Source organism: Azospirillum formosense, from assembly GCF_013340925.1.
In the GTDB taxonomy this organism is placed as follows: domain Bacteria; phylum Pseudomonadota; class Alphaproteobacteria; order Azospirillales; family Azospirillaceae; genus Azospirillum; species Azospirillum formosense.
Genome location: NZ_WHOR01000057.1, coordinates 1 through 25363, shown reverse-complemented (window position 1 = coordinate 25363; position 25363 = coordinate 1). Strand labels below are relative to the sequence as shown.

Below are 25363 nucleotides of genomic sequence, written 5' to 3'. Positions count from 1 at the left end.
ACCCTGGACGACGTGCGCGCCGCCGCCGCGCGGATCGGCAGCCACCTCCCCGTCACCCCCACCGAGGACTCGCCCCGCCTGTCCGAGATCACCGGCTGCTCGGCGGTCCTGAAGCTGGAGAACCAGCACCTTACCGGTTCCTTCAAGGAACGCGGGGCGCTCAACAAGCTGCTGTCCTTGGGCGAGGCGGAGCGGCAGGCCGGGGTGATCGCCATGTCGGCGGGCAACCACGCCCAGGCGGTGGCCTGCCACGCCACGCGGCTGGGCATCCGCTCGGTCATCGTGATGCCCTCCTTCACCCCCTTCACCAAGGTGGAGCGCACGGAAAGCCTCGGCGCGCGGGTCGAACTGCACGGCGAGACGCTGAGCGACGCGGCGGCCTACGCGCAGGAGCTGGCGGCGCGCGAGGGGCTGACCTTCGTGCATCCCTACGACGACCCGCTGATCGCCGCCGGCCAGGGCACCGCCGCCCTGGAGCTGCTCGACGCCGCGCCGGACCTGGAAGTGCTGGTGGTGCCGGTGGGCGGCGGCGGGCTGATCGGCGGCATGGCGGTGGCGGCCAAGGCGCTGAAGGCGGACATCACGGTGGTCGGCGTGGAGTGCGCCATGTTCCCGTCGATGCGCCAGGCGCTGGCCGGGCAGCCCATCACCTGCGGCGGCGCCACCATCGCCGACGGCATCGCGGTCAAGGCCCCCGGCGCCGTCACCCTGCCGCTGGTCCGCCGGTACGTGGACGCCGTGCTGGAGGTCGGCGAGCCGCGGCTGGAGGAGGCCGTCTACCGCCTCGCCACCGTGCAGAAGCTGGTCGCCGAGGGGGCCGGGGCGGCGGGGCTGGCCGCGGTTCTCGACGATCCGGAGCGCTTCCGCGGCAAGCGGGTGGGCATCGTCGTGTCCGGCGGCAACATCGACGCGCGCATCCTGGCGCAGGTGCTGACGCGCGGGCTGGTCTACGAGGGGCGCATGGTGCGGCTGCGCATCGGCATCACCGACGCCCCCGGCGCGCTCGCCCGGGTCGCCCGCCTGCTCGGCGAGGCCGGGGCCAACATCGTCGAGGTGCACCACCAGCGCCTGTTCCACGACGTGCCGGTGCGCATGGCCGAGATCGACGTGGTGTTGGAAACCCGCGGGCGCAGCCACGTCCAGCGCCTCGTCGCCCACATGGAGGAGGCGGGCTTTCCGACGGAGCTGATGACCGACATCTCCTGAGCCGGGACCCGCTCAGGGAAGCTGCGAATAGGCGCCGCGGAAGTAGAGCAGCGGCTTCCCGTCCTCGCTGCCCGACAGGCGGCGCACGCGGCCCACGATGATGACGTGGTCGCCGCCGTCATAGACATGCTCCCGGTCGCACTCCAGGGTGGCAAGGCAGCCGGTGAGGATCGGCACGCCGCTGTCCCAGCGCTCGACCCCCACCCCCTCCCAGCGCTCCTGGAGGTCGCGGCGGGAGAAGCGGTTGGACAGCTCCGCCTGCTCTTCGGCCAGGATGTTCACCGCGAAGGACGGCGCGGTGGTGAAGGCTTCGAAGGACATGGCCGCCCGGCCCAGGCAGAACTGCACCAGCGGCGGGTCGAGCGACACCGACGAGAAGGAGTTCACGGTCACGCCGATCGGCTCGCCGTCCGGGGCGACGGTGGTGACCACGGCGATGCCGGTGGCGAAGCATCCGAGGGCATTGCGGAAGGCCCGAGAGTCGATGGTCATGGCGGCCTGTGTGGGCTCGTCGGTTATTGGGGCGGGGGTGCGGCGGCGAAACAGCGGGATTATCCCAGCCGGACCCTCGGTGCAAGCCGCATCTGCCCGGGACCGTCCGGAAGCGGCCGCCTGCCGCGTTGGCCGGAAGCCGCCATTCACCGCATTAAATGGATCTTAAGGATGATGGCTCACCCTTCGGGCGTCCGCACTGGCCGCGAATTCCCGACCTCAAGGCCCCATTCAGCCAAGGCTTCATGTCAGCGAACCCGTCCGGCGGCGAACGGCCGATCATCATCAAGAAGAAGAAGGGTGGCCACGGCGGCCATCATGGCGGCGCGTGGAAAGTCGCCTATGCCGACTTCGTGACGGCGATGATGGCCTTCTTCCTGCTGCTGTGGCTGCTCAACGTCACCACGTCGGATCAGCGCAAGGGCATCGCGGACTATTTCTCGCCGACGTCGGTCAGCCGTGAAAGCTCCGGGTCCGGCGGCATGCTGGGCGGGCGCACCATCACCGCGCCGGGCGCCCAGATATCTCCCTCGTCCCCCATGTCCGCCGACGTTCCGGTCTCCGGTCCGCCCGGCCATTCGACCCAGGAGGACGACGAGGCGAACGATCCGACCGACGCGGCCCCGCCGCCGCCCGCCTCGACCGCCGAGCAGAAGTCCAACGAGTCGCGGCTCGACTACCAGAAGCGGCTGGAGGAGCAGGCCAAGCAGCTCGGCATCCCCGGCCAGAAGCCGGGCGAACGGCTGTCCGACTTCGCGGAGCGGGTGAAGGAGGGCGGCGAGAAGCTGCAGGACGCCCAGAAGGAGGCCCGCCAGTTCCAGCAGGCCGCCACCGAGATCCGTCAGGCCATCCAGTCCGTGCCGGAGCTGGAGCCGCTGGCCCAGAACCTGATGATCGACCAGACACCCGAGGGCCTGCGAATCCAGATCGTCGACCAGGACCGCGTCTCGATGTTCCCCGGCGGGTCCGGCCAGATGTACCCGCAGACCCGTCAACTCGTCATGCAGGTGGCCAAGGCGCTCGCCAAGCTGCCCAACAAGCTGTCGATCAGCGGCCACACCGACGGCATCCCCTTCACCTCCGGGGCCGGGCGCGACAACTGGGACCTTTCCACCGAACGCGCCAACGCCACGCGCCGCGCCCTGATCGCCGGCGGCATCCCGGAGGAACGCGTCCAGGACGTGATCGGCCGCGCGGACCGAGACCTGCTGGTCCCCGACCAGCCGGGCAGCCCGCGCAACCGCCGCATCAGCATGGTGCTGCTGCGCGAAAGCAAGACCGCAGCCCCGCCCGCCGCGACGAACTGATACCAAAGCCGAAGCGACGCTGGTACCAAGGCGTTAGTTCCTTGCCTTTGAACGTACCCCTTCTTGATTTGTCGATGCGCCGCACAACGCGGGGAATGTTTGCCCTGTTCAAATGGCGAAGCGATGGTTCATACTTCGCGTCAGACACCATTGCCAGACGGCAGCGGTCAATCAAGGGCGTTAGCTGCGGGGGAGTCTGTGAGCGTACCCGAAGGCAAGGCGAATGACCTTTTGACGAACTATGATCCCGGCCTTTACTACGACGAATTGTTCGGAGGCCGTGATTATCCAGCCGAGCACTCGGCGCTGATCCGGCAGAGACTGGCCGGTCTGAACTTCGGGGATTTGTTGAGGCGGTCGCAGGACGCCGAACGTGAACTGTACAATCTGGGCATCACCTTCCTCGTTTACTCGAACAAGGACGCGGTGGACCGGATTCTTCCCTTCGACATCATTCCCCGGGTCATCTCGGCCAAGGAATGGGCGCATCTGGAAGCGGGAATCACCCAGCGCGTGACGGCGCTGAACCTGTTCCTCCACGACATCTACCACGACCAGAAGATCCTGAAGGACGGGGTGATCCCCGCCGACCTCGTGCTGGGCAACGGATGCTTCCGGCCGCAGATGGTCGGGCTGGACGTGCCGTTCGACACCTACATCCACATCATGGGCACGGATCTGGTCCGCGACCGCGAGGGGACGTTCCGCGTGCTGGAGGACAATGGGCGCGTGCCGTCCGGCGTCTCCTACGTGGTCGAGAACCGCCACATGATGCAGCGCGTGTTCCCCGACCTGATGCAGGACATCGGCATCCGACCGGTGGACAACTACGGCCACAAACTGCTCGACGCGATGATGGAGATCGCGCCGCAGGACGTGGCCGACCCGCAGGTCGTGCTGCTGTCGCCCGGCTCCTACAACTCCGCCTATTTCGAGCACATCTTCCTGGCGCGCGAGATGGGCGTGCCGCTGGTCGAGGGCCGCGATCTGGTGGTGGAGAACGACCGCGTCTACATGAAGACCACCAACGGTCTGGCGCGCGTCGATTCGATCTACCGCCGCATCGACGACGCCTTCCTCGACCCCAAGGCCTTCAACCCGGACAGCATGCTGGGCGTGCCGGGCATCCTGGAGGCCTACCGCAAGGGCAACGTGGCGCTGGCCAACGCCATCGGCACCGGCGTGGCGGACGACAAGGCGATCTACTGCTACGTCCCGCGGATGATCAAATACTACCTGGACCAGGAGGCGATCATCCCCAACGTGGACACGCGCATCTGCCGCGAGGCCGACGCGCTGCGGTACACGCTGGACAATCTGGAGAAGCTGGTTGTGAAGCCGGTCGGCGAGGCCGGCGGCTACGGCATCACCATCGGCCCGCGCGCCAGCAAGGAGGAGTTGGCGGATTGCCGGGCCAAGCTGCTGGCCGACCCGTCCAACTACATCAGCCAGCCGGTGGTCGATCTCTCGGTCTGCCCCACCGTGACCGACGACGGCATCGATCCCCGCCACGTCGATCTGCGCCCCTTCGCCATCACCGGCAAGAACACCTGGGTGCTGCCCGGCGGCCTGACCCGCGTGGCGCTGAAGAAGGGCACGCTGATCGTCAACTCGTCGCAGGGCGGCGGGTCCAAGGACACCTGGGTTCTCCAGGACGGGGGTCTCCAGGATGGGGCACAGGAAGGGAGCGCGTCGTGAATCTGCTGGCCCGTTACGCCGAATGCATTTTCTGGATGGCGCGCTACATGGAGCGCGCCGAAAATCTCGCCCGAATCCTGGACGTGCATGAAACCTTCGCGCGCGACACGCGGGGGATGACCAACTGGTTCTCCATCGTCCAGCTCAACGCCGACGAGAAGGACTTCTTCAGCCGCCACGACCGCCCTACGGCGGAGGCGGTGGTCCATTACTACATGTTCGACACCCAGAACACGAACTCGCTGGTGTCCATGCTGCGCATGGCGCGGGAGAACGCCCGCGTCCTGCGCCCCTGGATCTCCACCGAGATGTGGACGCAGATCAACGTGTTCCACAACAAGCTGGTGGAGATGAACGGCAAGGACGTGGCCCTGCCCAACCTGTCCAAGGTCTGCACCTGGATCAAGGAGGAGTGCCAGACCCACACCGGCATCACCGAAGGCACCTTCTACCGCGACCAGGGCTGGTACTTCTACCAGCTCGGCAAATACATCGAGCGGGCGGACCAGACCACCCGCCTGCTCGACATCAAGTACCACACCCTGCTGCCCTCCCCCGTGGCGGTCGGCTCCACGCTGGACATGAGCCAGTGGACGACGGTGCTGCGCTCCGCCGCCGGGTACCACGCCTTCCGGCGCGTCTACCCGCGCGGCATGTCGCCGACCACGGTCGCCGGCTTCATGATGTTCAACGAGGGATTCCCGCGCTCCGTTGTGATGTGTGTGCGACAGATCGACGGCCTCTTGACCCGCCTGAAATCCCGTTACACCCTGCGCAACGGCAGTGACGCGATGGAGAAGGTGGACGAGTTGCTCGGCGCGCTTCTGGCCCGCCCGATCGAAGAGGTGATCCAGCTCGGCCTGCACGAGTATCTGGACGGCGTGCAGGCCCAGCTCTGCGGGATCACCACCGAGATCGGACGCGCCTTTTTCGGCCAGGACACCGTTGCCATGACCCAGAGCCAGTCCCAGTAGTCTTTGTTCAGCACACTCTCCAGCCGCCGAACCCCAACAGCCGACCCACGGGCCGGTGATTCAGAAGTCAGCCAGCCCGATGTCGGTCATCCAGCCGCAACTCCGCCCGCTCCAGCAGTTCTTCCGGTCCGGGCCGATGCCCTGCCCTTATCTGCCGGGACGGGTGGAGCGCAAGCTGTTCACCCGGCTGTTGGGTCCCTATTCGGCGGAGGTCAATTCCACCTTGTCGCGCGCCGGCTTCCGGCGCAGCCACGACATCGTCTACCGGCCGGTCTGCCCGAACTGCCAGGCCTGCGTCCCGGTCCGCATCCCGGTCGCCTCCTTCGCGCCCACCCGGTCGCAGAAGCGCGTCCGCCGGGCCAACGGCGACCTGACCCTGGCCGAGGCGCCGGCCGCCGCCACGACGGAGCAGTACCGGCTGTTCTCGCTCTACCAGAATTCCCGCCACGGCGAATCCGACATGGCGCGCATGGCCATGGCGGATTTCGCCGCCATGATCGACGAGGGCCGCGCCGATACCAGCCTGTTCGAAGCCCGCGACGCGGACGGACGGCTGGTCGGCTGCATGCTGACCGACCGGCTGACCGACGGCTATTCCGCCGTCTACAGCTTCTACGACCCCCGCCAGGACCGCCGCAGCCTGGGCAGCTTCATGATCCTCGGCCTGCTGGAGCGCGCCCAGGCGGAGGGGTTGCCCTACGTCTATCTCGGCTATTGGATCGCCCAGAGCCGCAAGATGGCCTACAAGGCGAAGTTCCGTCCCCTGGAGGCGCTGGGCCGCGACGGCTGGTTCCGCTTGCCGAACGATCCGGAAGACTGACCGATCGGCCGCCGGAATGCCGGTGGTCGGAGACTATTGGGGCAATCACGTATAAAGGCTTTCAAGCTCTTGCGCTGCCGGGGCCTCCTGCGGAATATTGCCGCAGCAAACACCCCATGGTGTTACCATAAAAGATTGAACAGGCGCCCGGCGCCTCCGTTCACAGGGCAACAAAAGGAACGGACGGGGATACACCCGTTCCAAACCAACAGGGAGGCTCTCCGTTGAGGTTCCTGCTCCGAATCAGCGGGCTGATCGATGCTGTCAACAACGGCATCGGCAAGCTCGTTTATTGGCTGGTGCTGGTCGCCGTGGTCGTCAGCGCCGGCAACGCGGTCATCCGCTACAGCCTCCATTACAGCTCCAACGCCTGGCTTGAGCTGCAATGGTACCTGTTCTCCGCAATTTTCCTGTTGTGCTCGGGCTACACGTTCCTGCGCAACGAACACATCCGCATCGACATCGTGCTGGGCCGCTTCTCAAGGCGCGTCCAATGCATGGTGGACATCTTCGGGATCGTCGTCTTCCTGTTCCCGATGGCCATCCTGATCATGTGGCTCTCCTGGCCGATGTTCTGGGACAGCTTCATCACCAAGGAGATGTCGAGCGACGCCGGCGGCCTGATCCGCTGGCCGGCCAAGATCCTGGTTCCCGCCGGTTTCTTCCTGCTGACCATGCAGGCGGTGTCCGAGCTGATCAAGCGCATCGCCTTCCTGGCCGGACTCATCGATGAGCCCGGCGAGAAGATGCACAGCCACTCCTAAGAGACCGGGGACCACACACGATGGCCGCCTTCCTCGTTGAAAACATGGCGCCGCTGATGTTCGCGGCGCTTGTTTTTTTCCTTTTGATGGGTTTCCCGGTCGCCTTCGCGCTCGCCGCGAACGGCCTCCTCTTCGGTCTGATCGGCATCGAGCTGGGTCTGCTGACCCCGGCCCTGTTCCAGGCGCTGCCGGAGCGCGTCTTCGGCATCATGCGCAACGACACGCTGCTGGCCATTCCCTTCTTCACCTTCATGGGGCTGATCCTCGAACGATCCGGCATGGCCGAAGACCTGCTCGACACGATCGGACAGCTCTTCGGCCCGATGCGCGGCGGCTTGGCCTATGCGGTGATCTTCGTCGGCGCGCTGCTCGCCGCGACGACCGGCGTGGTCGCCGCGTCGGTGATCTCGATGGGCCTGATCTCGCTGCCGATCATGCTGCGCTATGGCTATGACCGGCGGATCGCCACCGGCGTCATCGCGGCGTCGGGCACGCTGGCGCAGATCATCCCGCCGTCGCTGGTGCTGATCATCCTGGCCGACCAGCTCGGCCGTTCGGTCGGCGACATGTACGCCGGCGCCCTGGTCCCCGGCCTGGTGCTGACCGGCCTCTACGCCGGCTACATCCTGGTCACCACCATTGTCCGGCCCGAGTTCGCCCCGGCGCTACCGCCGGAGGCGCGGAGCCTGCGCGGCGCCAAACTGCTGCTGCGCGTGCTGACCTCGCTGGTGCCGCCGCTGGTGCTGATCTTCCTGGTGCTGGGCACCATCTTCCTCGGCATCGCGACGCCGACGGAGGGCGGCGCCATGGGCGCTGCGGGCGCCATGATCCTGGCGCTCATGAAGCGGCAGCTGAGCTGGTCGCTGATGCGTCAGGCGATGGACACGACGGCGAAGCTGTCCTCCTTCGTCATCTTCATCCTGATCGGCTCGACGGTCTTCGGCCTGGTGTTCCGCGCCGTGAACGGCGACCTGTGGGTGGAGCATCTGCTGACCAGCCTGCCGGGCGGCGAACTGGGCTTCCTGATCGTCGTCAACATCATGGTCTTCCTGCTCGCCTTCTTCCTCGACTTCTTCGAGCTGGCCTTCATCATCGTGCCGCTGCTCGCCCCGGTCGCAGAGAAGCTGGGCATCGACCTGATCTGGTTCGGCGTCCTGCTGGGCGTCAACATGCAAACCTCCTTCATGCATCCGCCCTTCGGTTTCGCCCTGTTCTTCCTGCGAAGCGTCGCTCCACGGGAGGATTACAAGGACAAAATCACCGGGAAGATCATCAAGAAGATCACCACCGGCCAGATCTACTGGGGTGCCGTGCCGTTCGTCTGCATCCAGCTGATCATGGTGGCGCTGGTCATCATGTTCCCGGAGATGGTCTTCTCCGGCCTGGACCGCGGCGAGCCGATCAATCTGGACGACGTGAAGATCGAAATCCCGGCCTTCGATTCGGGCGAGCCGCCACCGCCCTTCGGCGCGCCGGAACAGCCCGCCGAGGACCCCAACGCCGACCTCATGCGGCAGTTGCAGGGCAAGTAGCCGGCCCTTCCCACCTCTCCCACTCCACGGGAGAGGTCCGGGGAGTGGAAAACAGCCGGATCATCGGCAACAAAAAAGCCCCGCTTCCGCGGGGCTTTTTCGTGTCCGACTTTGTTAGGACTTCTTTTTCGGTGTCGGGGCGGAGTAGACGAAGTTGTCGAAGGTGTTTTCGGCGACGCGGAACCACAAATATTCCTCGTCACGGAACTTGCGCCACGGCTCGTAGACCTTGCGGAACTTCTCGTTCCTGGCAGCCTCCTCCTCGTAGACGTCGAAGGTCGCCTGATAGCAGGCCTGGAGGATGTCGCGCGGGTAGGGCTTCAGCACCGTGCCGGCGCCGACCAGACGCTTCAGCGCGTGCATGTTCACCACGTCGTACTTGCCGACCATGTCGGCGGTCGCGTCGGCGCAGGCGGCCTCCAGAACCGACTGATAATGCTTGGGAAGCTGCTCCCACTGCGGCAGGTTGACGAGGAAGGAGACCTGCGGGCCGCCTTCCCACCAGCCGGGATAGTAGTAGTATTTGGCGACCTTGTTGAAGCCGAGCTTCTCGTCGTCGTAGGGGCCGACCCACTCCGCCGCGTCGATGGTGCCCTTCTCCAGCGCCGGGTAGATGTCGCCGCCGGCGATCTGCTGCGGGACGACGCCCAAGCGTTGCAGGATGGTGCCGGCGTAGCCGCCGATCCGGAACTTCAGGCCCTTCAAGTCCTCGACGGATTTCAACTCGTTGCGGAACCAGCCGCCCATCTGGGTGCCGGTGTTGCCCGCCGCGAACTGGATGATGTTGTAGCCCTTGAAGAACTCGCGCATCAGCTCCATGCCGCCGCCATGGGTCATCCAGGCGTTCTGCTGGCGCGCGTTCAGGCCGAAGGGCATCGCCGCGTCGAAGGCGAAGGTCGGGTCCTTGCCGACATAATAGTAGGAGACGGTGTGGCCGCACTCCACGGTGCCATCCTTCACGGCGTCCAGCACCTGCAGGCCCGGGACGATCTCGCCGCCGGCAAAGGTACGGATCTGGAACTTGCCCTCGGTCATTTCGGCAACGCGCTTGGCCACCCGCTCGGCGCCGCCGTAGATGGTGTCCAGGCTCTTGGGAAAGCTCGACGCGCAGCGCCACTTGATCTCGGGGTTGCTCTGCGCGATGGCGGGCGCGGCCAACGTGCTGGCGGCGACACCGACACCGGCGCTGGTGATGAAGGTACGGCGTTTCATGGCGGTCTCCTTGGGTCCTCTCGTCCCGGCATGGGCGCACACCGCCGTTCCGGCCCCCGCAAGGGGAGCGCGGCGTGCGAACCGAAAGGCTGTTGTTTTTGAGGAAGTTGTCTGGCAACGCCGGATCGACGTCACCGTGCGGGTCACGGACCGGGACTGCCGGGGCCGGCGGGCCCCCGTGCCATCGCTGTGCCTTCACACGGATTCGTGGTGACCATGCGCGTGCCTCCCTGTCGCCCGGTGTTCCTCCAACCCTTGACGCCTCATTTGAGGCACCACTTCGGTCGGCGGCACCGAGTTCGTTTTGATAGGACCACTATGCCGGAATCGCGGGTCAGAGTTCAAGCCCAAGCATGGCTGAACCCTACCAATTCGGGAACTATCCGTCGGAAATTCGGCCAAAAGTGAAACGGGGAGCCGAAAGCCCCCCGTTTGCGCGCAACGTTAGGTGTATAGGCTCGCCAATCCGACGGATCGGGCGAAGCGCCCGATCAAGTGAAACGATTGACCTTGGGAAAGCCGTTGGGGGGCATCTTGCCCACGCCGGCGCGGTTGCCCAGCCAGCCGGTCAGGTTGGTGACGTTGAACTGCCGCTCGCCGTGCTTCCAGCTCAGCCCATCGGCGATGGCGAAGACCTTGAGGTCGGACAGGCTGCCGTCTTTGTATTTCTGGAGCTGCACGCCCTTGCCGCGGGCCATCACCGGCACCTGCTCCAGCGGGAAGACCAGCAGCAGGCGGTTGTTGCCGATGACGGCGACATGGTCGCCCTCCGCCGGGATGCAGATCTTGGCGTCCTTGTTGTCGTCGGGGTTGAGGATCTGCTTGCCGGACCGGGTCTGAGCGACGACCTCGTTCTCCTCGACCTGGAAGCCGCGCCCGTCCTCCGACGCGACCAGCAGGCGGCGGTCGGGCTGGTGCTTGAACAGGGTGATGATGTCCGCGTCGTTGCCGAGGTCGATCATCAGCCGCACCGGCTCGCCGAAGCCGCGCCCACGCGGCAACTTGTCGGCGGACAGCGTGTAGAATTTGCCGTTGGTTCCGAAGACGAGGAGCTTGTCGGTGGTCTCGCAATGGACCGAGAAGCCTTCCTTGTCACCCTCCTTGTACTTCACGTCGAGGCGCTCGGCGTCGGTCAGGTGGCCGCGCACCGCGCGAATCCAGCCCTTCTGCGAGCACAGCACGGTCAGCGGCTCGCGCTCCACCATGGCGTCGACGGGGATGTCGATGACGGCCGTGGCCTCGGCGACCTGAGTCCGGCGGTCCTCACCGAAGCGCTTGCGCGTCTCTTCCGTCTCCTTGCCGATGGTCTTCCAGCGCAGGCTCTCGTCCGACAGCAGCTCGGTCAGGCCGGACCTCTCGGCGGTCAGCGCGTCGTTCTCGCGCTGAATCTCCATCTCCTCCAGCTTGCGCAGGTTGCGCAGGCGCATGTTGAGGATGGCCTCGGCCTGCACCTCGGTCAGGGAGAAGGCGCGCATCAGCGCCTGCTTGGGCTCGTCCTCCTCGCGGATGATGCGGATCACCTCGTCCAGGTTCAGATAGGCGATCAGGTAGCCGCCCAGAACCTCCAGCCGGTGGTCGATCTTGGCCAGCCGATGGCGGGACCGCCGCTCCAGCACCTCCATCCGGTGGTCGAGGAAGGCGTCCAGCACCTCGAACAGGTTCATGACGCGCGGGACGTTGTCCTTGTCCAGCACGTTCATGTTCATGGCGAAGCGGATTTCCAGATCGGTCGTCTGGAACAGCGAGGCCATCAGGACTTCGGGGTCGACGTTGCGGCTCTTCGGCACCAGGACGAGGCGCACGTCCTCCGCCGACTCGTCGCGCACATCCTCCAGCAGCAGCAGCTTGCGGTTGGTCAGAAGCTCGGCGATCTTCTCGACCAGCCGGGCCTTCTGCACCTGATAGGGCATCTCGGTGACGACGACCTGCCAAGTGCCCTGCCCCAGCTTCTCCACCTCCCACTTGGCGCGCAGGCGGAAGGAGCCGCGGCCGGTGCGGTAGGCCTCGACCACGTTGGCCCGCGGCTCGACCAGCACGCCGCCGGTCGGGAAGTCCGGGCCGGAGATCAGGGTGACCAGATCCTCGATCTTCGTCGGGGCCGGCTTCTCCTTGCCGGCCAGCGCCGCCTTGACGCAGTCCTGCTTGTGCTTCAGCACCAGCCGCAGGGCGGAGCAGAGCTGGGCGGCGTTGTGCGGCGGGATGTTGGTCGCCATGCCGACCGCGATGCCGCTGGAGCCGTTGGCCAGCAGATTGGGGAAGTTGGCGGGCAGGACCGCCGGCTCGTCGCCGTCGCCGTCGTAGGTCGGGCGGAAATCGACCGCGTCCTCGTCGATGCCTTCCAGCAGGGCCTTGGCGACGTCGGTCAGGCGCGCCTCGGTGTAGCGCATGGCCGCGGCGTTGTCGCCGTCGATGTTGCCGAAGTTCCCCTGCCCGTCCACCAGCGGGTAGCGCACCGCGAAGTCCTGCGCCAGACGGACCAGCGCGTCGTAGACGGAGGTGTCGCCGTGCGGGTGGAACTTGCCGATCACGTCGCCGACCACGCGGGCCGACTTCTTCGGCGGCGTCGAGGGGTCGAGCCGCAGCTGGCTCATGGCGTAGAGCAGCCGCCGGTGCACCGGCTTCAGCCCATCGCGCACGTCGGGCAGCGACCGCGCCATGATGGTGGACAGCGCGTAGCTCAGATACCGCTCGCTCAGCGCGTCGCGGAGCGGCTTCTCCTGGATGTCGAGGACGGGGTCTTGGGACGTCATGGCGCGTGGATACCAAATCTAGCGGCCGCGCGCCACAATGTTCTCGTAACGTTCTCTTAATCGCAGCCGTGCCGGCGGCAGCGGGCCGTTCAGCAGATGACGCTCCAGGAAATGGCCGGTCAGGCGCAGCCCCTCCACCACCGCCTGCGGCCCGCCGCCGCCCAGCCCGATCAGGAATCCGGGCAACGGCAGCAGCCGGTCGCGGTAGGGTTCCCCGGCCGAGGCCGACACCGCGCGCCCGGTGCGCGGGCTGACATAGGCAAGGTAATCGTTGGCCCCGGTGACCGCGCAACGGTCGAGATCAAGCCCGAATCCGAGTTCGGCGAGCAGCCCGACCTCCCACCGCACGTAGGACTCGGCCCAAGCGTCGCCTCCCAGCAGGCCGAACAGAGCCAACAGCCCGTCGAACAGCGCCGGGTGCGGTTGGTGTTCCGGCAGGGCGGCCTCGGCCAATGCGCAGGCGGCGGTCAAGGTCGCGAGTCGCAAGGGGTCGTCCAGGAAGGCGGCGGAGTAGCCCTGCACCACCTCCAGCGTCAGGTTGCCCAGATGCTCCGGCAGGCGCCCGCGCCAGCGCGCCGACACCAGCGTGCCCGGCTCCAGCGCCGCCCGCGTGCGGCTGGACCGCCCTCCCATGACCATGCCGGCGTGCCGCCCATGGTCCCGCGTCAGCAGGGTGACGACCGCAGAGGTCTCGCCATGCGACCGCGCCGACAGCACGACCCCCTGATCGGACCATTCCATAGATCTGCTCCCTTGCGTTGACGGGCCACGACTGACTCGCTTACGGCGCACGGTCCGGCCGCGGGGCGCCCGCGAAACGGGATCGCACGATTTTTCCGCCAGCATGGCGCAAATCCTTCGCAACGGGGCTTCATTTCTCATTCACCATTCGGGCACTATGTTGCGAATGACGGAATGCGGGCGCACCGCGGCGGTGAGGGGGCTTTGAGCAGCACGATCGAGCGATATCTGCTGGCCGAGAAAGCCGGCTCCGAGGGCGTCTGGGACTGGGACCTTCGCAACGATACGATGTTCCTGTCTCCCCGCTTCAAGGAGTTTCTCGGCCTGCCGCCGGGCGAGATCAATCGCCCGGAAGACTGGCTCGACCGCGTCCATCCTGAAGACATCGACTGGCTTTACGCCTCCTTCGAAGGCCAGATGGTCGGAGTCTCGCTGCCTTTCCAGATCGAACACCGCGTCCGCCGCATCGGAGCCGGCTTACCGCCGGAGGACAGCGACGCCAACTGGCGTTGGTTGGTCTGCCGCGGCATGGCGGTGCCCGACGAATCGGGCGACCCGATACGCCTCGTCGGGTCGGTCGCCGACATCACCGACCGCAAGCACGCCGAACGCCAGCTGCGCAAGAGCGAGGAACGCTACGCGCTCGCCGCCGCGGCCAGCAATGATGGGTTGTGGGATTGGGATCTCGATGGCGGGACCGCCTATTACTCGCCGCGCTGGCTGTCGCTTCTCGGGCTGGAGGAAGGCAGCGTCGGCAACAGCCCGGACGAATGGATGGAGCGCGTCCATCCCGAGGACCGCCGTTCGTTGCGCGAGGCGCTCGACGCCCTGGGCGGCGCCAACACCGTGTTCCAGATCGAATACCGCGTGCACCACGCCGACGGCGGCATCCGTTGGATGGCCTGTCGCGGCATCGCCGTGCTGGACAGCCAGGGCCGCCCGGTGCGGTTGGTCGGCAGCCAGGCTGACGTCACCGACCGCAAGTCCGCCGAGCAACGCCTGCTGCAGAGCGAGGAGCGCTACGCGTTGGCCGCCGCCGGAGCCAACGATGGGCTGTGGGACTGGCGACTGGACACCGACGAGGTCTACTACTCCCCGCGCTGGGCGGCCATGCTGGGTTTTTCCACGGACAGCCTGTCCAACCGCATCGGCGAATGGTTCGACCGCGTGCACCCCGACGATCTGGCCGGGCTGCGCACCGCCTTCGACCTGCACCTGTCCGGCGAGCGGGAGAATCTCCAGCACGTCTTCCGCATCCGCGCCGCCGACGGGGACGAGCTGTGGATGCTGGTCCGCGGCCTCGCCGTGCGGGACGGATCTGGGCGGTCGGTGCGAATCGCCGGCTCGATGACCGACATCACCGCCCAGAAGCGGGCGGAGCAGCAGCTCCTGTTCGACGCCTTTCACGACGGCATGACCGGGCTGCCCAACCGCACCCTGCTGCTGGATCGCATCGGGCAGGCGCTGGACCGCAACCGGCGGGCCGGCGGCAAGGCCTTCGCCGTCATCTTCATCGATCTCGACCGCTTCAAGTCGATCAACGACGCGCTGGGCTCCAGCGTCGGCGACCGGCTGCTGAAGACCATCGCCGAGCGGTTGGACGAGACCCGCCGCATGGGCGACACGCTGGCCCGCCTGTCGGCGGACGAGTTCGCCGTTCTGCTGGACGGCATCGACGACGTGGGCGACGCCCTGTCCGCGGCGGAGCGCATGGGCGAGGCCGTCGCGCGGCCGCTGGCGCTGGACGGCCACGAGCTTGTGCTGTCGGCCTCCATCGGCATCGCTCTCAGCGTCTCCGGCTACGACCGGGCGGAGGAGATGCTGCGCGACGCCAGCCTCGCCATGTACCGGGCCAAGTCGGGCGGGCGGGCGCGCATCGACGTGTTCGACAGCAACCTGCGCCGTCAGGCCATGGCCCAGATGCGCACGGAAACCGACCTGCGCACCGCGCTGGAGCAGGACCAGCTCGTCCTTCACTACCAGCCGATCGTCGCCCTGTCCTCGGGACACATCGCCGGGTTCGAGGCGCTGATGCGCTGGCAGCACCCGCAGCGCGGGCTGGTCCCGCCGGGCGAGTTCATCCCGCTGGCCGAGGAGTCGGGGCTGATCGTCCCGATGGGCCGCTGGGCGCTGCGCGAGGCGGCGCGCCAGCTCGCCCGGTGGCAGGCCCGCTTCCCCCGCTCCACCCCGCTGTTCATGAGCGTGAACGTCTCCTCGCGCCAGTTCAGCGACGACGACCTCATCGGGCTGGTCAGCGACGTGCTGCAGGAAAGCGGGGTTCCGCCGTCGAGCCTGAAGCTGGAGATCACGGAAAGCCTGCTGATGAAGGACCCCGCCAAGTGCCGGGTGCTGATGCAGGGCATCCGCGACATGGACGTGCGCCTGTCCATCGACGACTTCGGCACCGGCTATTCGTCGCTGTCCTATCTTCACAAGTTCCCGGCGGACACGCTGAAGATCGACCGCAGCTTCGTCCAGGCCATCTCGTCAGGCGAGGGAAACGCCGCCATCGTGCAGGTGATCGCCACGCTGGCCGCCATCCTGGGCATGGAGGCGGTGGCCGAAGGGGTGGAGACCGAATTGGAGTCGGAGTTCCTGCGCGACATCCTGTGCAAATACGCGCAGGGCTACCTCTACGCCCGCCCGGCCCCCGCCGACGCCATCGAGGCGCTGCTGCTCCGGGATGCGGAGGAACCGCTGGTCCTTCCCAGCCTTGCGTAAGGCTCCGCATCCTCCATCCGCCCCCATCCAACGGACACTTTCCCCAGCACCGCCCTTTGTGCGACTGTCCGCGCTCTTTCATCAGGACAGATCAGGATCTCGCGTTATGGCCGACCGCAACTGCGGAGAATGCACGCTGTGCTGCAAGCTGATGGGCGTGCCCGAACTGAAGAAGCCGTCGGCCAAATGGTGCGTGTCCTGCGACCAGGGCAAGGGCTGCACCGTCTATGAGGAGCGTCCGCAGTCCTGCCGGAACTTCCAGTGCTTCTGGCTGATGGACGAGAATTTCCCCGACGAGTTCCGGCCCGACCGCATCCACGCTCTGGCCGCCTTCAACGACGTGAAGGACAGCTGCGTCCTCCACGTCGATCCGGCCAAGCCGCGCGCCATGTCCAGCCCGAAGGTCAATGCCATGATCGACGCGCTTCTCAAGAGCTACGCCAAGGTGTTCGTCCTGTCCGGCAAGGAAAGCGCGCTGATCCAGCGCTGAAGCCGGTTACGCCCCGCCACCGCCGCCGCGGAAGTTGAGCAGGCTCGGCGCCTTGTCGATGATCTCCTCAAGGATCAGGGAGGCGGTCTCCAGATCGCGCTCCAGGTCCGCGCCGAGCTTGCCGGCGTAGGTGGGGCGCTTCAGCTTCTCGTGGGCGTCGTGCAGGCTGCGCAGTTCCGCGACGAAGATCTCGCGGGCGCCCATCGGCAGGATCGGGTTGGCCGACAGCACGAAGAAGAAGCGCATACTGGCCCGCACCAGAAGGGCGAGCATCACCGTGTCCAGCCGCTCGAACTGGTCGCGCAGGTCGTCGGAACGGGTGTCCACGAGGTTGCGCAACCGCTGCTCGATCAGGATGACCAGCGCCTGGAACTCGCCCACCTTGTCGCGGAATTCGCGGTAGGCGCCGAAGCTGTGCTTGCTCGCCTCATGCTCGGCCAGTTGGGCCAGCTTCGACGCCTCCCGGCACTGGCGCTCCAGCGCGGACAGCAGTTCCTTGACCTCGGCGCGGGTGTATTGGCGCTTGCTCATGACGGCGGAAAGACCCTTCGACGCGACGGCCTGCCCTATAGCACGAAGACAGGCGCCGGTCACCGGGACGCTTCACCGGCGCACCGGGACGGCCACGCCCGGGACGGTCACATCCCCGACGGCCACGCCGCGATCAGTGATCCGCCGCCGCCGGCTTGCCGCCGGGACGCCGCACCAGCGGCATCAGCAGGAGCCCGGCGAAGAACACCCCGGCCATCAGCAGCAGGCAGTCGTTGAAGGTCAGCACCATCGCCTCCCGCTCGACCATGCGGGCCAGCGTCTTCATGGCGGCGGCCTGCGGGTCGGCGACCAGCCCGTCGAACTTGCTCGCCAGCCCGTCCAGCGTCTCCTGCACCAGCGGGCGGGCGAGATTCAGGTTGTCGCCCAGCCGGTTCATGTGCAGCGCCGACCGCTCCAGCAGCACCGTGTTGATCGCCGCCAGACCGATGGCCCCGCCCAGGTTGCGCATCAGGTTGTAGAGGCCCGACGCGTTCTTGAGCTGCTCCGGCGGCAGGGTGCCGAGCGCGATGGTGTTCACCGGGATGAAGCACAGCATCAGCGACAGGCCGCGCACCGCCTGCGGCAGGAACAGCTCCCAGAAGCCCGATTGGTTGGTCAGGTGGGCGTTCAGCCAGACGCCCGTCCCGAACAGGCACAGTCCCATCGCCAGCATGACCCGCAGGTCGAGCTTCTTGGACAGCGCGCCGGCGATCGGGGCGGACAGGAACTGGAAGGCGCCGGTCACGAACATGATCGTGCCGATCTGCAAGCTGTTCAGCCCGCGCACCCGCGCCAGGAACAGCGGCTGCAGATAGACCGCCCCGTAGAGCCCGATGCCGATGATGAAGCTGTAGAGCGAGCCGATGGCGAAGTTGCGGTCCAGGAAGGCGCGCAGCTCGACGATCGGGTTGCCGTAGGTCAGGACCCGCCAGAAGAAGCCGACGGCGGCCACCGCGGCGACCACGGCGAAGATCGCCACATACTCGTCCTGGAACCAGTCCTGGCGCGGGCCTTCCTCGACCACGAACTCCAGGCTGCCGAGGAAGGCGGCCATCAGCCCCAGCCCGATGAAGTCGAAGCCCTTGCGCAGCGCCGGGTTGGGCTTGTCCACGTCGACCAGCGTCCAGACCAGCGAGGTCACGGCGATGCCCGGCAGCACGTTGGCCAGGAACAGCCAGTGCCAGGAGAAACTCTGGGTCAGCCAGCCGCCCAGCGTCGGCCCCAGCGTCGGCGCCATGGTGGCGACCAGCCCGATCATCACCGACACGCCGGCCCGCTTCTCCGGCGGGAACAGGGAGAAGCTGGTGGCGAAGACGGTCGGGATCATCGCGCCGCCGATGAAGCCCTGGAGCGCCCGCCACACGATCATCGATTCGATGCTGGAGGTGAAGGCGCAGGCGACGCTGGTCAGGGTGAAGCCGGCGGCGGCGATGGTGAACAGCACGCGTGTGGAGAGAATCCGCGCCAGCATGCCGGACAGCGGGATCATCACCACCTCGGCGATGAGGTAGGAGGTCTGCACCCACGAGATCTCGTCGGCGCTGGCCGCGAGTCCCGCCTGGATCTCCGACAGGGAGCTGGAGACGATCTGGATGTCCAGGATCGCCATGAACATGCCGACGACCATGGACAGGAAGCCCAGCCAGTCGCGGGTGGTCACCGGGCGCGGCCCGGTGCTGGAAGAGGAAGGAGCCGCCGCGCCCCGGCCCGCGGGGGGCGGGGGAGTTTGGAGCCGGGACGCGGCGGTCTCGCCGCCCGCGTCCGCCGGGGGATTGGCGTCGCAGGCGGAGGGGGTGTCGTCGTTGGTGATGGCGGTCATGGTCGCCCTCTCCAGGACGAAAAAGGTTGGAACGGCTGGGGCTGCCGGAGGGCTCGGTTACTTCGACGCGACCGTCCGGCCGGGAACCAGCGCGCCCATGACGGTGCCTGCGTCGTGCGGCTGCTCCTCGGCGCCGCGGGTGTCGACCTCGGCCACCACGGACAGGCCGGGGCGCAGCAGGCCGGACAGCACGCTGTCGCGCGGCAGGGCGATGCGCACGGGCACGCGCTGGACGATCTTGGTGAAGTTGCCGGTCGCGTTCTCCGGCGGCAGCAGGCTGAATTGCGAGCCCGACGCCGGGGCGAAGCTCTCCACCCGGCCGAGCAGGTGCTTGTCCGGATAGGCGTCCACCTCCACCGTCACCGGCTGGCCGGGACGCATGCGGGCAAGCTGCGTCTCCTTGAAGTTGGCGACCACATAGACGTCGGGCAGCGGCACCAGCGAGAGAAGCTGCACGCCCGGACGCGCGTACTGGCCGACCTGGACGCCGCGGTTGCCGACCACCCCGTCCACCGGGGCGCGGATGACCGTGTTGTTCAGGTCGTTGCGCGCGGTCTGCAGGGCGGCTTCCGCCTGACGCAGCCGGGCGTCGGTCTCGCTGCGGCTGGCGTTCAGCACGCCGACCTGATCCTGTTCCGCGACCAGCGCGGCGCGGCTGCGGGCGGTTTCCGCCACCGCCTTGCGCAGGTCGGCGTCCGCCGTCTCGAACTTCTGGCGGCTGGCCCAGCTGTCGCTGGCCAGCGCGCGGGTCCGGTCGAAATCCTGCTGGGCGCGGCGCTGCTCGGCCTCCGCGCTGGCGACCGAGGCGGCGGCCTGATCGATGATCGCCTTCTGGAGCTGCAGCTTGCTGTCGATGGTGCCGAGCGCCGCCTTCTGCGCGGCGACGTTGGCCTCCGCCTCCGCGGCCTTGGCGCGGAAATCCTGGTCGTCGAGAATCGCGAGCACGTCGCCCGCGGCGACCTGCTGGTTCTCCGCCACCCGGACGTCCCGCACATAGGCGGAGACCTTGGGGCTCACCACCGTGATGTCGCTGTGGACATAGGCGTTGTCGGTCGACTCGAAGAAGCGCCCCTCGGTCCACCACTCCCAGCCGGCGTAGCCGCCACCGGCCAGCACCGCCACCGCCACACCCGACAGAACGATCTTCCGCACGGCCTTGACCATCGTAATCCAGCCCACCCGTTTCGATTCTTTGCCCGGTATGGTCCGGCTTGCCGTCACCTCACCGGAACTGAACCGTTCAGTTTAGTCTTGCGAAAAGATGATCGCGGGCCTACCTGTTGTCAAGAGTGAACTGAACGGTCTAGTTTTAACGTTTGGGATTGTGGTTGAATGCGGAACGCGTTACGGCAGCGGGGACTCGGCGCACGAAGCCCCGCAAGCACCGGCGGCGCCGTGGTAGAACAGGACGCAGGGCCGGTTTCAGGACACCCGGCTTCAGGCCCCCTGGTTTCAGGACATGAGGAACGCATGAGCACGCTGGTCGCCCCCACCCCGGAGGCAGGATCGAAGCCCGCGCAGATCCTGGAGGCCGCCGGAAAGCTGTTCCTGGACCATGGCTACGGCGCCGTCAGCATGGACGCCATCGCCAAGACGGCCAACGTGTCCAAGGCGACGCTCTACGCCCATTTCGGCAGCAAGGACGAGCTGTTCCGCGTCATGGTCGCCCGCGAATGCAAGGGTCAGGCGATGGCCGCCGTCTGCGAGGAGGCGCGCGCGCTCGACATGGCCGACGGGCTGCGCCTGATCGCCCGCCATTTCGTCACGCTGATCCTGTCGCCGCAGGCGCTGGCCGGCTACCGCGTGGTGGTCGGCGAGGCGCATCGCTTCCCCGAGTTGGCGAGCGCCTTCTACGAGGCCGGCCCTGCCCGCACCATGGAGCACATCAGCGCCTTCATGACCGACCTCGACCGCCGCGGTCTGCTGCGCATTCCCGACCCGCAGTTGGCGGCGGAGCAGTTCGTCGGCCTCGTCAAGTCGCACACGCACCTGCGCTTCATGCTGTGCCTGTCGGAGCGCCCGACGGAGGAGCAGTTGACCCGGATCGTCGACGGCGCGGTCTCCCTGATCATCCGGGGCTACGCGCCATAACGGGCCGGCGCTCGGCGCGCGCCTCAGCGGCCGCCGTCGAAGGTGATCATGACCTCCAGCACCCCGGCGGCGTCCGCCTGGACATCGCGGAAGGTGGCGATTTCGCCGGGAAGAATCTGCGGCGGCACCGGCTCGACGGTCCAGTTCCGCAACGGCTGGCGGTCGGCGCCCAGCGCGGTGACCCGCAGGGCCGGCACCGTGCGCATCGTCTCGGAAACGTTGACGATCTGCCCCTCCACCAGCAGGGCCGCCTTGCCGTCCTCGGTCTTCTGTTCCGAACGGACGTTCTGAAGCTGAAGGCCGCTGCCCGGCGGCTCCACCGGCAGGCCGACCGTCTCGTAGAACAGGGCGGCCGGAGGCCACAGCCGCACCACGGTGGCGCGGCCGAGATAACCGGCGGCGCCGATGACCAGCAGAACCGCCAGGAAACTTCCCCAGCCGACCAGGGCCCGGCGCCGCGCGCGGAGGTCCGCCGGAGCCTTGGCGGGCGCCGTCTTCTTGGAGGATGACGTTTTGCCGGGCGGCGGCGGGACCGGATGGAACTCGGTCACCGCGTCGGGAGGAAAGGCGGCTTCATCCTGCGGCGACTGCCACCACATATGGCCGCATTGGGCGCAACGCACCTTCCGGCCCTGCGGACCAACCGCCGAATCGGCAAGAGTGTACCGTGTGTCGCAGGCCGGGCAGGTGATGATCATAGATGCCGATCGTTGTCACCGAAATTGCAGACTGTCCTTATAGGTAGTCATGGGGTGTGAAGCAAGGAACGCACGGGCGCCGCGTGCGGCCCCAACCACGGTCGTCCCGATCAAGGCGATGGCCACGGCAGGGCGGACAGCGGTGGACGCGCCGGCCCCTGCCGGTGCATTGTCCATCCGCGCACCCGGCGGGACGCCGCCGGGGCCTTCCGTTGCGCCTTTGGTGGGACCGTGATCCGTTTCGAGAATGTGGGACTGCGCTATGGCACCGGACCGGAGGTGCTGCGCGACATCAGCTTCACCCTGCCGCCCGGCTCGTTCCATTTCATGACGGGGGCGAGCGGGGCCGGCAAGTCGTCGCTGCTCAAGCTGATGTATCTGGCGCTCCGCCCGTCGCGCGGGCTGGTCACCCTGTTCGGCAAGGACATGGCGCGGGTCAAGCGCGCCGACCTGCCGGCGCTGCGCCGCCAGATCGGCGTTGTGTTCCAGGACTTCGCCCTGCTCGACCATCTCTCGGCGCTCGACAACGTGGCGCTGCCGCTGCGCATGGGCGGCGCGCGCGAATCCGACGTGGTGGAGCACTGCACGGAAATCCTGCGCTGGGTGGGCTTGGGCAACCATCTGAACTCGCTGCCCTCCACCCTGTCGGGCGGGCAGCAGCAGCGCGTCGCCATCGCCCGCGCGGTCATCAACCGCCCGCGCCTGCTGCTGGCCGACGAGCCGACCGGCAACGTCGACGACGGCATCGGCATGCGCCTCCTCTACCTGTTCGAGGAGCTTCACAAGCTGGGCACCACCGTGGTCATCGCATCGCACAACGAGGCGCTGATCCGCCGCTTCGAGCACCCGCGCCTGATGCTGGAGAACGGGCGCTTGCACGTCCTGCCGGCGCACGCCTCGCGCTGGGCCTGACGCGGAGGAAAGGAGACACGCATGGCCCTGCCGCCGCTGACCCGCCGCAACTCCGACCTGCCGCTGGCCAAGGACCCGACCTCGCGCTTCCTGATGTGGCTGACCGCGCTGATGGTCTATCTGGCGGCGCTGGCGCTGGCCGGGGCCCTGCTCGTCTCCGACATGACCCGGCGCTGGGACAGCGGTCTGGCCGGCGGGCTGACCGTGCAGGTCATGCCCTTGCCCGACAGCGCCCAGGCCGCCCCGCTGGATGAGCGGACGGAGGCCGCGCTGACCGTCCTGCGCGCCACCCCCGGCATCGCGACGGCCAGCGTCCTGTCCAGCGGCGACGTCGGCCGTCTTCTGGAGCCGTGGCTGGGCAAGGAGGCTGCCGATCCGCTGCTGCCGATGCCGCGGCTGATCGACGTGATGACCAACGGGCCGGTGGACACGGCGGCGCTGTCGGCGCGCCTGACCTCCGCCGCCCCCGGCGCCACGCTCGACGACCACGCGGTGTGGCTGGCCGACCTGCGCCGCTTCGCCGGGGCGATGCATCTGGCGGCGCTGGGCATCGTGGCGCTGATCGGCGGGGCGGGCGTGATGGCGGTGATCTTCGCCGTGCGCTCCGGCCTCGCCATCCACCGCCATGTGGTGGAACTGCTGCACCTGATGGGGGCCACCGACCGCTATGTGGCGCGGCAGTTCGAATCGCACGTCATCGGCCTCACCCTGCGCGGCGGCATGACCGGTCTGCTGCTGGCCGCCGGCACGCTGGGCGGGATCGGACACGCCGCCGCCGGGCTTCACGCCAGCCTGCTGCCCGACCTCGCCACCTCGCCCTGGTGGGCCGTCGCCGCGCTGGCCGCCGTGCCGCTGGCCGCCTGTCTGCTGGCCGCCCTGACCGCGCGCTGGACGGTGCTGCGCACGCTGGAGTCGATGCCGTGACCGCCCGCCCGACCCGTCCGTCCGGAGGCTGAGGGATGGCCCACTCGCGGCGCGCCCGGGTCCTGCGGGCTTTGCGACGGCTGCTGCTGCTGGCGATGCTGGGCGTGCTGGCGTGGCTCGGCGGGCTGTTCTGGTTCGCCGCGTCGATCCCCCGCACCCCGCCGCCGCCCGGCAGCGCCGAGGCCACCCGCAACACCGACGCCATCGTGGTGCTGACCGGCGGCAGCGGGCGGCTGAGCACCGGGCTGGAGCTGCTGGCCGACGGGCGGGCACACCGGCTGTTCGTCTCCGGCGTCTACGAGGGGCTGGAGGTGCAGGAGCTTCTGAAGCGCTCCCGCCAGTTCCCCGGCGAGATGGAATGCTGCATCACGCTTGGCTATTCGGCGGACAGCACGATCGGCAACGCCTACGAGACGGCGGACTGGCTGCGCGCGCAGGGCTACGGCTCGATGCGGCTGGTCACCGCCAATTACCACATGATGCGCAGCCTCCTGGAGTTCCGCATGGTGATTCCGGAGGTCGAGGTGGTGCCCCACCCCGTCGCCTCCCCCAACGTGCATCTCAACGACTGGTGGCTGTGGCCGGGCACGGCGAATCTGCTGATGACCGAGTACAACAAATACCTTGTGACGCGCCTTCGCTACACGCTTGAGAAGCTGATCGAATCCTGACAAGTTCCCGGCCATGATCTTCCTGCGCTCCCTCGCCTTCAACGTCGCCTTCTACGTGTGGACGGCCGTCGTCTGCGTCGGCATCCTGTGGTCGCTGCTGCTGCCGCGGCGAACCATGATCCGCGTGATCACGTGGTATTTCGGCACCGTCTCGTGGCTGGAGCGCACGCTCGCCGGCATCCGATACGAGGTGCGCGGGCGCGAGCACGTCCCCAAAAGCGGGTCCTTCCTCCTGGCCGCCAAGCACCAGTCGGCCTGGGAGACGATGAAGCTGCACTTCCTCGTCAACGACCCGGCGATCATCCTGAAGCGGGAGCTTCTGTGGATTCCCATCTGGGGCTGGTACGCCGCCAAGTCCCGGATGATCGCCGTCGACCGCGGCGCCAAGGGCCGCGCCGTCGCCTCGATGGTCCGGAACGCCCGCCCGGTGCGGGACGAGGGGCGGCCCATCGTGATCTTCCCGCAGGGGACGCGGGTCGCCGTTGGCGCCTACCGCCCCTACCGGATCGGCGTCGGCGTGCTCTACGACCATCTCAAAATCCCCATCGTGCCGATGGCGCTGAACGCCGGCCTCTATTGGGCACGCAACAGCTTCATCAAGCGGCCGGGCACCGTGATCGTGGAATTCCTGCCCCCCATCCCGCCCGGCCTGGGCCGGGCCAAGGCCATGAAGGAGTTGGAGGAGCGGCTGGAAGAGGCCACCGACCGGCTGGTCGTCGCCGCCGGCGGCCCGGCGACCGTGCGGCCCAAGACGATGGACGCGGTCGCCGCTCCGGTCACGGAAACCGCCTCCTGATGCGCCGCGGCGCGGCCTTCGCCATCCTCGCGGGGCTCGCCCTGTCGATGCCGATGGCGACGGCCGCACAGGCCCAGTCGCAGCCGAGCGCGGAACGCTTCTCCAACGCCGCGGTGACCGGGGGCGTCACCATCACCCGCAAGGCCTGCGCCGCGCTGGAGGCCCAGGAAACCGCCGCCTGGGTCGAGGCGGACGGGCGCGGGGAGTGCCTGCG

22 protein-coding genes and 2 pseudogenes are annotated in these 25363 nt (G+C 67.7%); 15 read left to right on the top strand and 9 right to left on the bottom strand.

Features of this window, described 5'->3' with window-relative positions:
• On the top strand, nucleotides 1-1206 hold a 1206-nt coding region (locus GBZ26_RS10260; RefSeq protein WP_174438756.1), incomplete at its 5' end, for a threonine ammonia-lyase.
• Nucleotides 1207-1218: 12 nt separating this feature from the next.
• Here the strand turns inward: GBZ26_RS10260 and GBZ26_RS10255 are convergent.
• Entirely contained in the window at nucleotides 1219-1698 is a 480-nt protein-coding gene (locus tag GBZ26_RS10255) for a flavin reductase family protein (RefSeq protein ID WP_174438755.1), read from the bottom strand.
• 245 nt (nucleotides 1699-1943) lie between these two features.
• On the opposite strand from GBZ26_RS10255, the gene GBZ26_RS10250 reads away from it, so the two are divergent.
• From GBZ26_RS10250 to GBZ26_RS10225, 6 genes are all read left to right on the top strand, one after another.
• The gene (locus GBZ26_RS10250; protein ID WP_174438754.1) at nucleotides 1944-3005 is read left to right on the top strand and encodes a flagellar motor protein MotB; all 1062 of its coding nucleotides are present in this window, start codon (nucleotides 1944-1946) and stop codon (nucleotides 3003-3005) included.
• 231 nt (nucleotides 3006-3236) lie between these two features.
• Nucleotides 3237-4703, top strand: coding sequence for a circularly permuted type 2 ATP-grasp protein (locus GBZ26_RS10245; protein ID WP_211104683.1), 1467 nt, complete (start codon nucleotides 3237-3239; stop codon nucleotides 4701-4703).
• Nucleotides 4700-5677 (top strand): alpha-E domain-containing protein, encoded by a 978-nt coding sequence (locus GBZ26_RS10240; protein WP_174438752.1) that lies wholly within the window; start codon nucleotides 4700-4702, stop codon nucleotides 5675-5677. Before GBZ26_RS10245 ends, GBZ26_RS10240 begins: the two co-directional genes overlap by 4 nt.
• Before the next feature lie 79 nt (nucleotides 5678-5756).
• Nucleotides 5757-6497, top strand: a complete 741-nt coding sequence (locus GBZ26_RS10235; protein WP_174438751.1) for an arginyltransferase — start codon at nucleotides 5757-5759, stop codon at nucleotides 6495-6497.
• A gap of 224 nt (nucleotides 6498-6721) precedes the next feature.
• The gene (locus GBZ26_RS10230; protein ID WP_174438750.1) at nucleotides 6722-7261 is read left to right on the top strand and encodes a TRAP transporter small permease subunit; all 540 of its coding nucleotides are present in this window, start codon (nucleotides 6722-6724) and stop codon (nucleotides 7259-7261) included.
• A gap of 20 nt (nucleotides 7262-7281) precedes the next feature.
• The gene (locus GBZ26_RS10225) at nucleotides 7282-8793 is read left to right on the top strand and encodes a TRAP transporter large permease (protein ID WP_174438749.1); all 1512 of its coding nucleotides are present in this window, start codon (nucleotides 7282-7284) and stop codon (nucleotides 8791-8793) included.
• Nucleotides 8794-8907: 114 nt separating this feature from the next.
• Here GBZ26_RS10225 and GBZ26_RS10220 read toward each other — a convergent pair whose 3' ends face one another.
• The 3 genes from GBZ26_RS10220 to recO all read right to left on the bottom strand — a co-directional run bounded on the left by GBZ26_RS10220 (nucleotide 8908) and on the right by recO (nucleotide 13496).
• A complete protein-coding gene (locus GBZ26_RS10220) occupies nucleotides 8908-10005 on the bottom strand; it encodes a TRAP transporter substrate-binding protein (RefSeq protein ID WP_174438748.1) in 1098 nt (365 codons plus the stop codon).
• Nucleotides 10006-10496: 491 nt separating this feature from the next.
• Nucleotides 10497-12755 carry a DNA topoisomerase IV subunit A gene (parC, locus tag GBZ26_RS10215; RefSeq protein WP_174438747.1) on the bottom strand — a complete coding sequence of 753 codons (2259 nt, stop codon included), beginning with the start codon at nucleotides 12753-12755 and terminating at the stop codon, nucleotides 10497-10499.
• Between the two features lie 18 nt (nucleotides 12756-12773).
• Complete coding sequence (recO, locus tag GBZ26_RS10210; RefSeq protein ID WP_174438746.1) at nucleotides 12774-13496, bottom strand: DNA repair protein RecO; 723 nt, start codon at nucleotides 13494-13496, stop codon at nucleotides 12774-12776.
• A 204-nt stretch (nucleotides 13497-13700) separates the two neighbouring features.
• Here recO and GBZ26_RS10205 point away from each other — a divergent pair, with 204 nt between their 5' ends.
• Both GBZ26_RS10205 and GBZ26_RS10200 read left to right on the top strand, forming a co-directional pair.
• The gene (locus GBZ26_RS10205; protein WP_174438745.1) at nucleotides 13701-16217 is read left to right on the top strand and encodes a sensor domain-containing protein; all 2517 of its coding nucleotides are present in this window, start codon (nucleotides 13701-13703) and stop codon (nucleotides 16215-16217) included.
• Between the two features lie 106 nt (nucleotides 16218-16323).
• A complete protein-coding gene (locus GBZ26_RS10200; RefSeq protein WP_174438744.1) occupies nucleotides 16324-16707 on the top strand; it encodes a hypothetical protein in 384 nt (127 codons plus the stop codon).
• A 6-nt stretch (nucleotides 16708-16713) separates the two neighbouring features.
• On the opposite strand, the gene GBZ26_RS10195 is transcribed toward GBZ26_RS10200, so the two are convergent.
• From GBZ26_RS10195 to GBZ26_RS10185, 3 genes are all read right to left on the bottom strand, one after another.
• On the bottom strand, nucleotides 16714-17238 hold the full coding sequence (locus tag GBZ26_RS10195) for a hypothetical protein (protein ID WP_174438743.1): 525 nt from the start codon (nucleotides 17236-17238) through the stop codon (nucleotides 16714-16716).
• Between the two features lie 133 nt (nucleotides 17239-17371).
• Nucleotides 17372-19057 carry a DHA2 family efflux MFS transporter permease subunit gene (locus tag GBZ26_RS10190; RefSeq protein ID WP_246653806.1) on the bottom strand — a complete coding sequence of 562 codons (1686 nt, stop codon included), beginning with the start codon at nucleotides 19055-19057 and terminating at the stop codon, nucleotides 17372-17374.
• 57 nt (nucleotides 19058-19114) lie between these two features.
• On the bottom strand, nucleotides 19115-20221 hold the full coding sequence (locus tag GBZ26_RS10185) for an HlyD family secretion protein (protein WP_174438757.1): 1107 nt from the start codon (nucleotides 20219-20221) through the stop codon (nucleotides 19115-19117).
• Nucleotides 20222-20527: 306 nt separating this feature from the next.
• Between GBZ26_RS10185 and GBZ26_RS10180 the strand changes: the two genes are divergently transcribed.
• Nucleotides 20528-21148: a TetR/AcrR family transcriptional regulator gene (locus GBZ26_RS10180; RefSeq protein WP_014198285.1), complete on the top strand. Its 621-nt coding sequence runs from the start codon at nucleotides 20528-20530 to the stop codon at nucleotides 21146-21148.
• Between the two features lie 23 nt (nucleotides 21149-21171).
• Here GBZ26_RS10180 and GBZ26_RS10175 read toward each other — a convergent pair whose 3' ends face one another.
• Nucleotides 21172-21747, bottom strand: coding sequence for a zinc-ribbon domain-containing protein (locus GBZ26_RS10175; protein ID WP_425514946.1), 576 nt, complete (start codon nucleotides 21745-21747; stop codon nucleotides 21172-21174).
• A 6-nt stretch (nucleotides 21748-21753) separates the two neighbouring features.
• Nucleotides 21754-21846 (bottom strand): annotated as a pseudogene (locus GBZ26_RS31005) (zinc-ribbon domain-containing protein); the annotation flags it as partial.
• A 231-nt stretch (nucleotides 21847-22077) separates the two neighbouring features.
• On the opposite strand from GBZ26_RS31005, the gene ftsE reads away from it, so the two are divergent.
• The 5 genes and pseudogenes from ftsE to GBZ26_RS10150 form a co-directional block, all read left to right on the top strand.
• Complete coding sequence (gene ftsE, locus GBZ26_RS10170) at nucleotides 22078-22758, top strand: cell division ATP-binding protein FtsE (protein WP_109070314.1); 681 nt, start codon at nucleotides 22078-22080, stop codon at nucleotides 22756-22758.
• A gap of 21 nt (nucleotides 22759-22779) precedes the next feature.
• Nucleotides 22780-23682: a cell division protein FtsX gene (locus GBZ26_RS10165; RefSeq protein WP_174438741.1), complete on the top strand. Its 903-nt coding sequence runs from the start codon at nucleotides 22780-22782 to the stop codon at nucleotides 23680-23682.
• A 35-nt stretch (nucleotides 23683-23717) separates the two neighbouring features.
• On the top strand, nucleotides 23718-24353 hold the full coding sequence (locus GBZ26_RS10160) for a YdcF family protein (RefSeq protein WP_174438740.1): 636 nt from the start codon (nucleotides 23718-23720) through the stop codon (nucleotides 24351-24353).
• Nucleotides 24354-24366: 13 nt separating this feature from the next.
• Nucleotides 24367-25149: a lysophospholipid acyltransferase family protein gene (locus tag GBZ26_RS10155; RefSeq protein WP_174438739.1), complete on the top strand. Its 783-nt coding sequence runs from the start codon at nucleotides 24367-24369 to the stop codon at nucleotides 25147-25149.
• Nucleotides 25149-25363: pseudogene (locus GBZ26_RS10150) on the top strand (alpha/beta hydrolase); the annotation flags it as partial. The gene GBZ26_RS10155 and the pseudogene GBZ26_RS10150, both read left to right, overlap by 1 nt.

Coding starts and splice junctions, on each gene's coding strand:
- GBZ26_RS10250 (WP_174438754.1), top strand. CDS start 1,944: ATGTCAGCGAACCCGTCCGGCGGCGAACGGCCGATCATCATCAAGAAG.
- GBZ26_RS10190 (WP_246653806.1), bottom strand. CDS start 19,057: ATGACCGCCATCACCAACGACGACACCCCCTCCGCCTGCGACGCCAAT.
- GBZ26_RS10185 (WP_174438757.1), bottom strand. CDS start 20,221: ATGGTCAAGGCCGTGCGGAAGATCGTTCTGTCGGGTGTGGCGGTGGCG.
- GBZ26_RS10235 (WP_174438751.1), top strand. CDS start 5,757: ATGTCGGTCATCCAGCCGCAACTCCGCCCGCTCCAGCAGTTCTTCCGG.
- GBZ26_RS10160 (WP_174438740.1), top strand. CDS start 23,718: ATGGCCCACTCGCGGCGCGCCCGGGTCCTGCGGGCTTTGCGACGGCTG.
- GBZ26_RS10175 (WP_425514946.1), bottom strand. CDS start 21,747: ATGTGGTGGCAGTCGCCGCAGGATGAAGCCGCCTTTCCTCCCGACGCG.
- GBZ26_RS10255 (WP_174438755.1), bottom strand. CDS start 1,698: ATGACCATCGACTCTCGGGCCTTCCGCAATGCCCTCGGATGCTTCGCC.
- recO (WP_174438746.1), bottom strand. CDS start 13,496: ATGGAATGGTCCGATCAGGGGGTCGTGCTGTCGGCGCGGTCGCATGGC.
- GBZ26_RS10165 (WP_174438741.1), top strand. CDS start 22,780: ATGGCCCTGCCGCCGCTGACCCGCCGCAACTCCGACCTGCCGCTGGCC.
- GBZ26_RS10180 (WP_014198285.1), top strand. CDS start 20,528: ATGAGCACGCTGGTCGCCCCCACCCCGGAGGCAGGATCGAAGCCCGCG.
- GBZ26_RS10200 (WP_174438744.1), top strand. CDS start 16,324: ATGGCCGACCGCAACTGCGGAGAATGCACGCTGTGCTGCAAGCTGATG.
- parC (WP_174438747.1), bottom strand. CDS start 12,755: ATGACGTCCCAAGACCCCGTCCTCGACATCCAGGAGAAGCCGCTCCGC.
- GBZ26_RS10195 (WP_174438743.1), bottom strand. CDS start 17,238: ATGAGCAAGCGCCAATACACCCGCGCCGAGGTCAAGGAACTGCTGTCC.
- GBZ26_RS10155 (WP_174438739.1), top strand. CDS start 24,367: ATGATCTTCCTGCGCTCCCTCGCCTTCAACGTCGCCTTCTACGTGTGG.
- GBZ26_RS10220 (WP_174438748.1), bottom strand. CDS start 10,005: ATGAAACGCCGTACCTTCATCACCAGCGCCGGTGTCGGTGTCGCCGCC.
- GBZ26_RS10225 (WP_174438749.1), top strand. CDS start 7,282: ATGGCCGCCTTCCTCGTTGAAAACATGGCGCCGCTGATGTTCGCGGCG.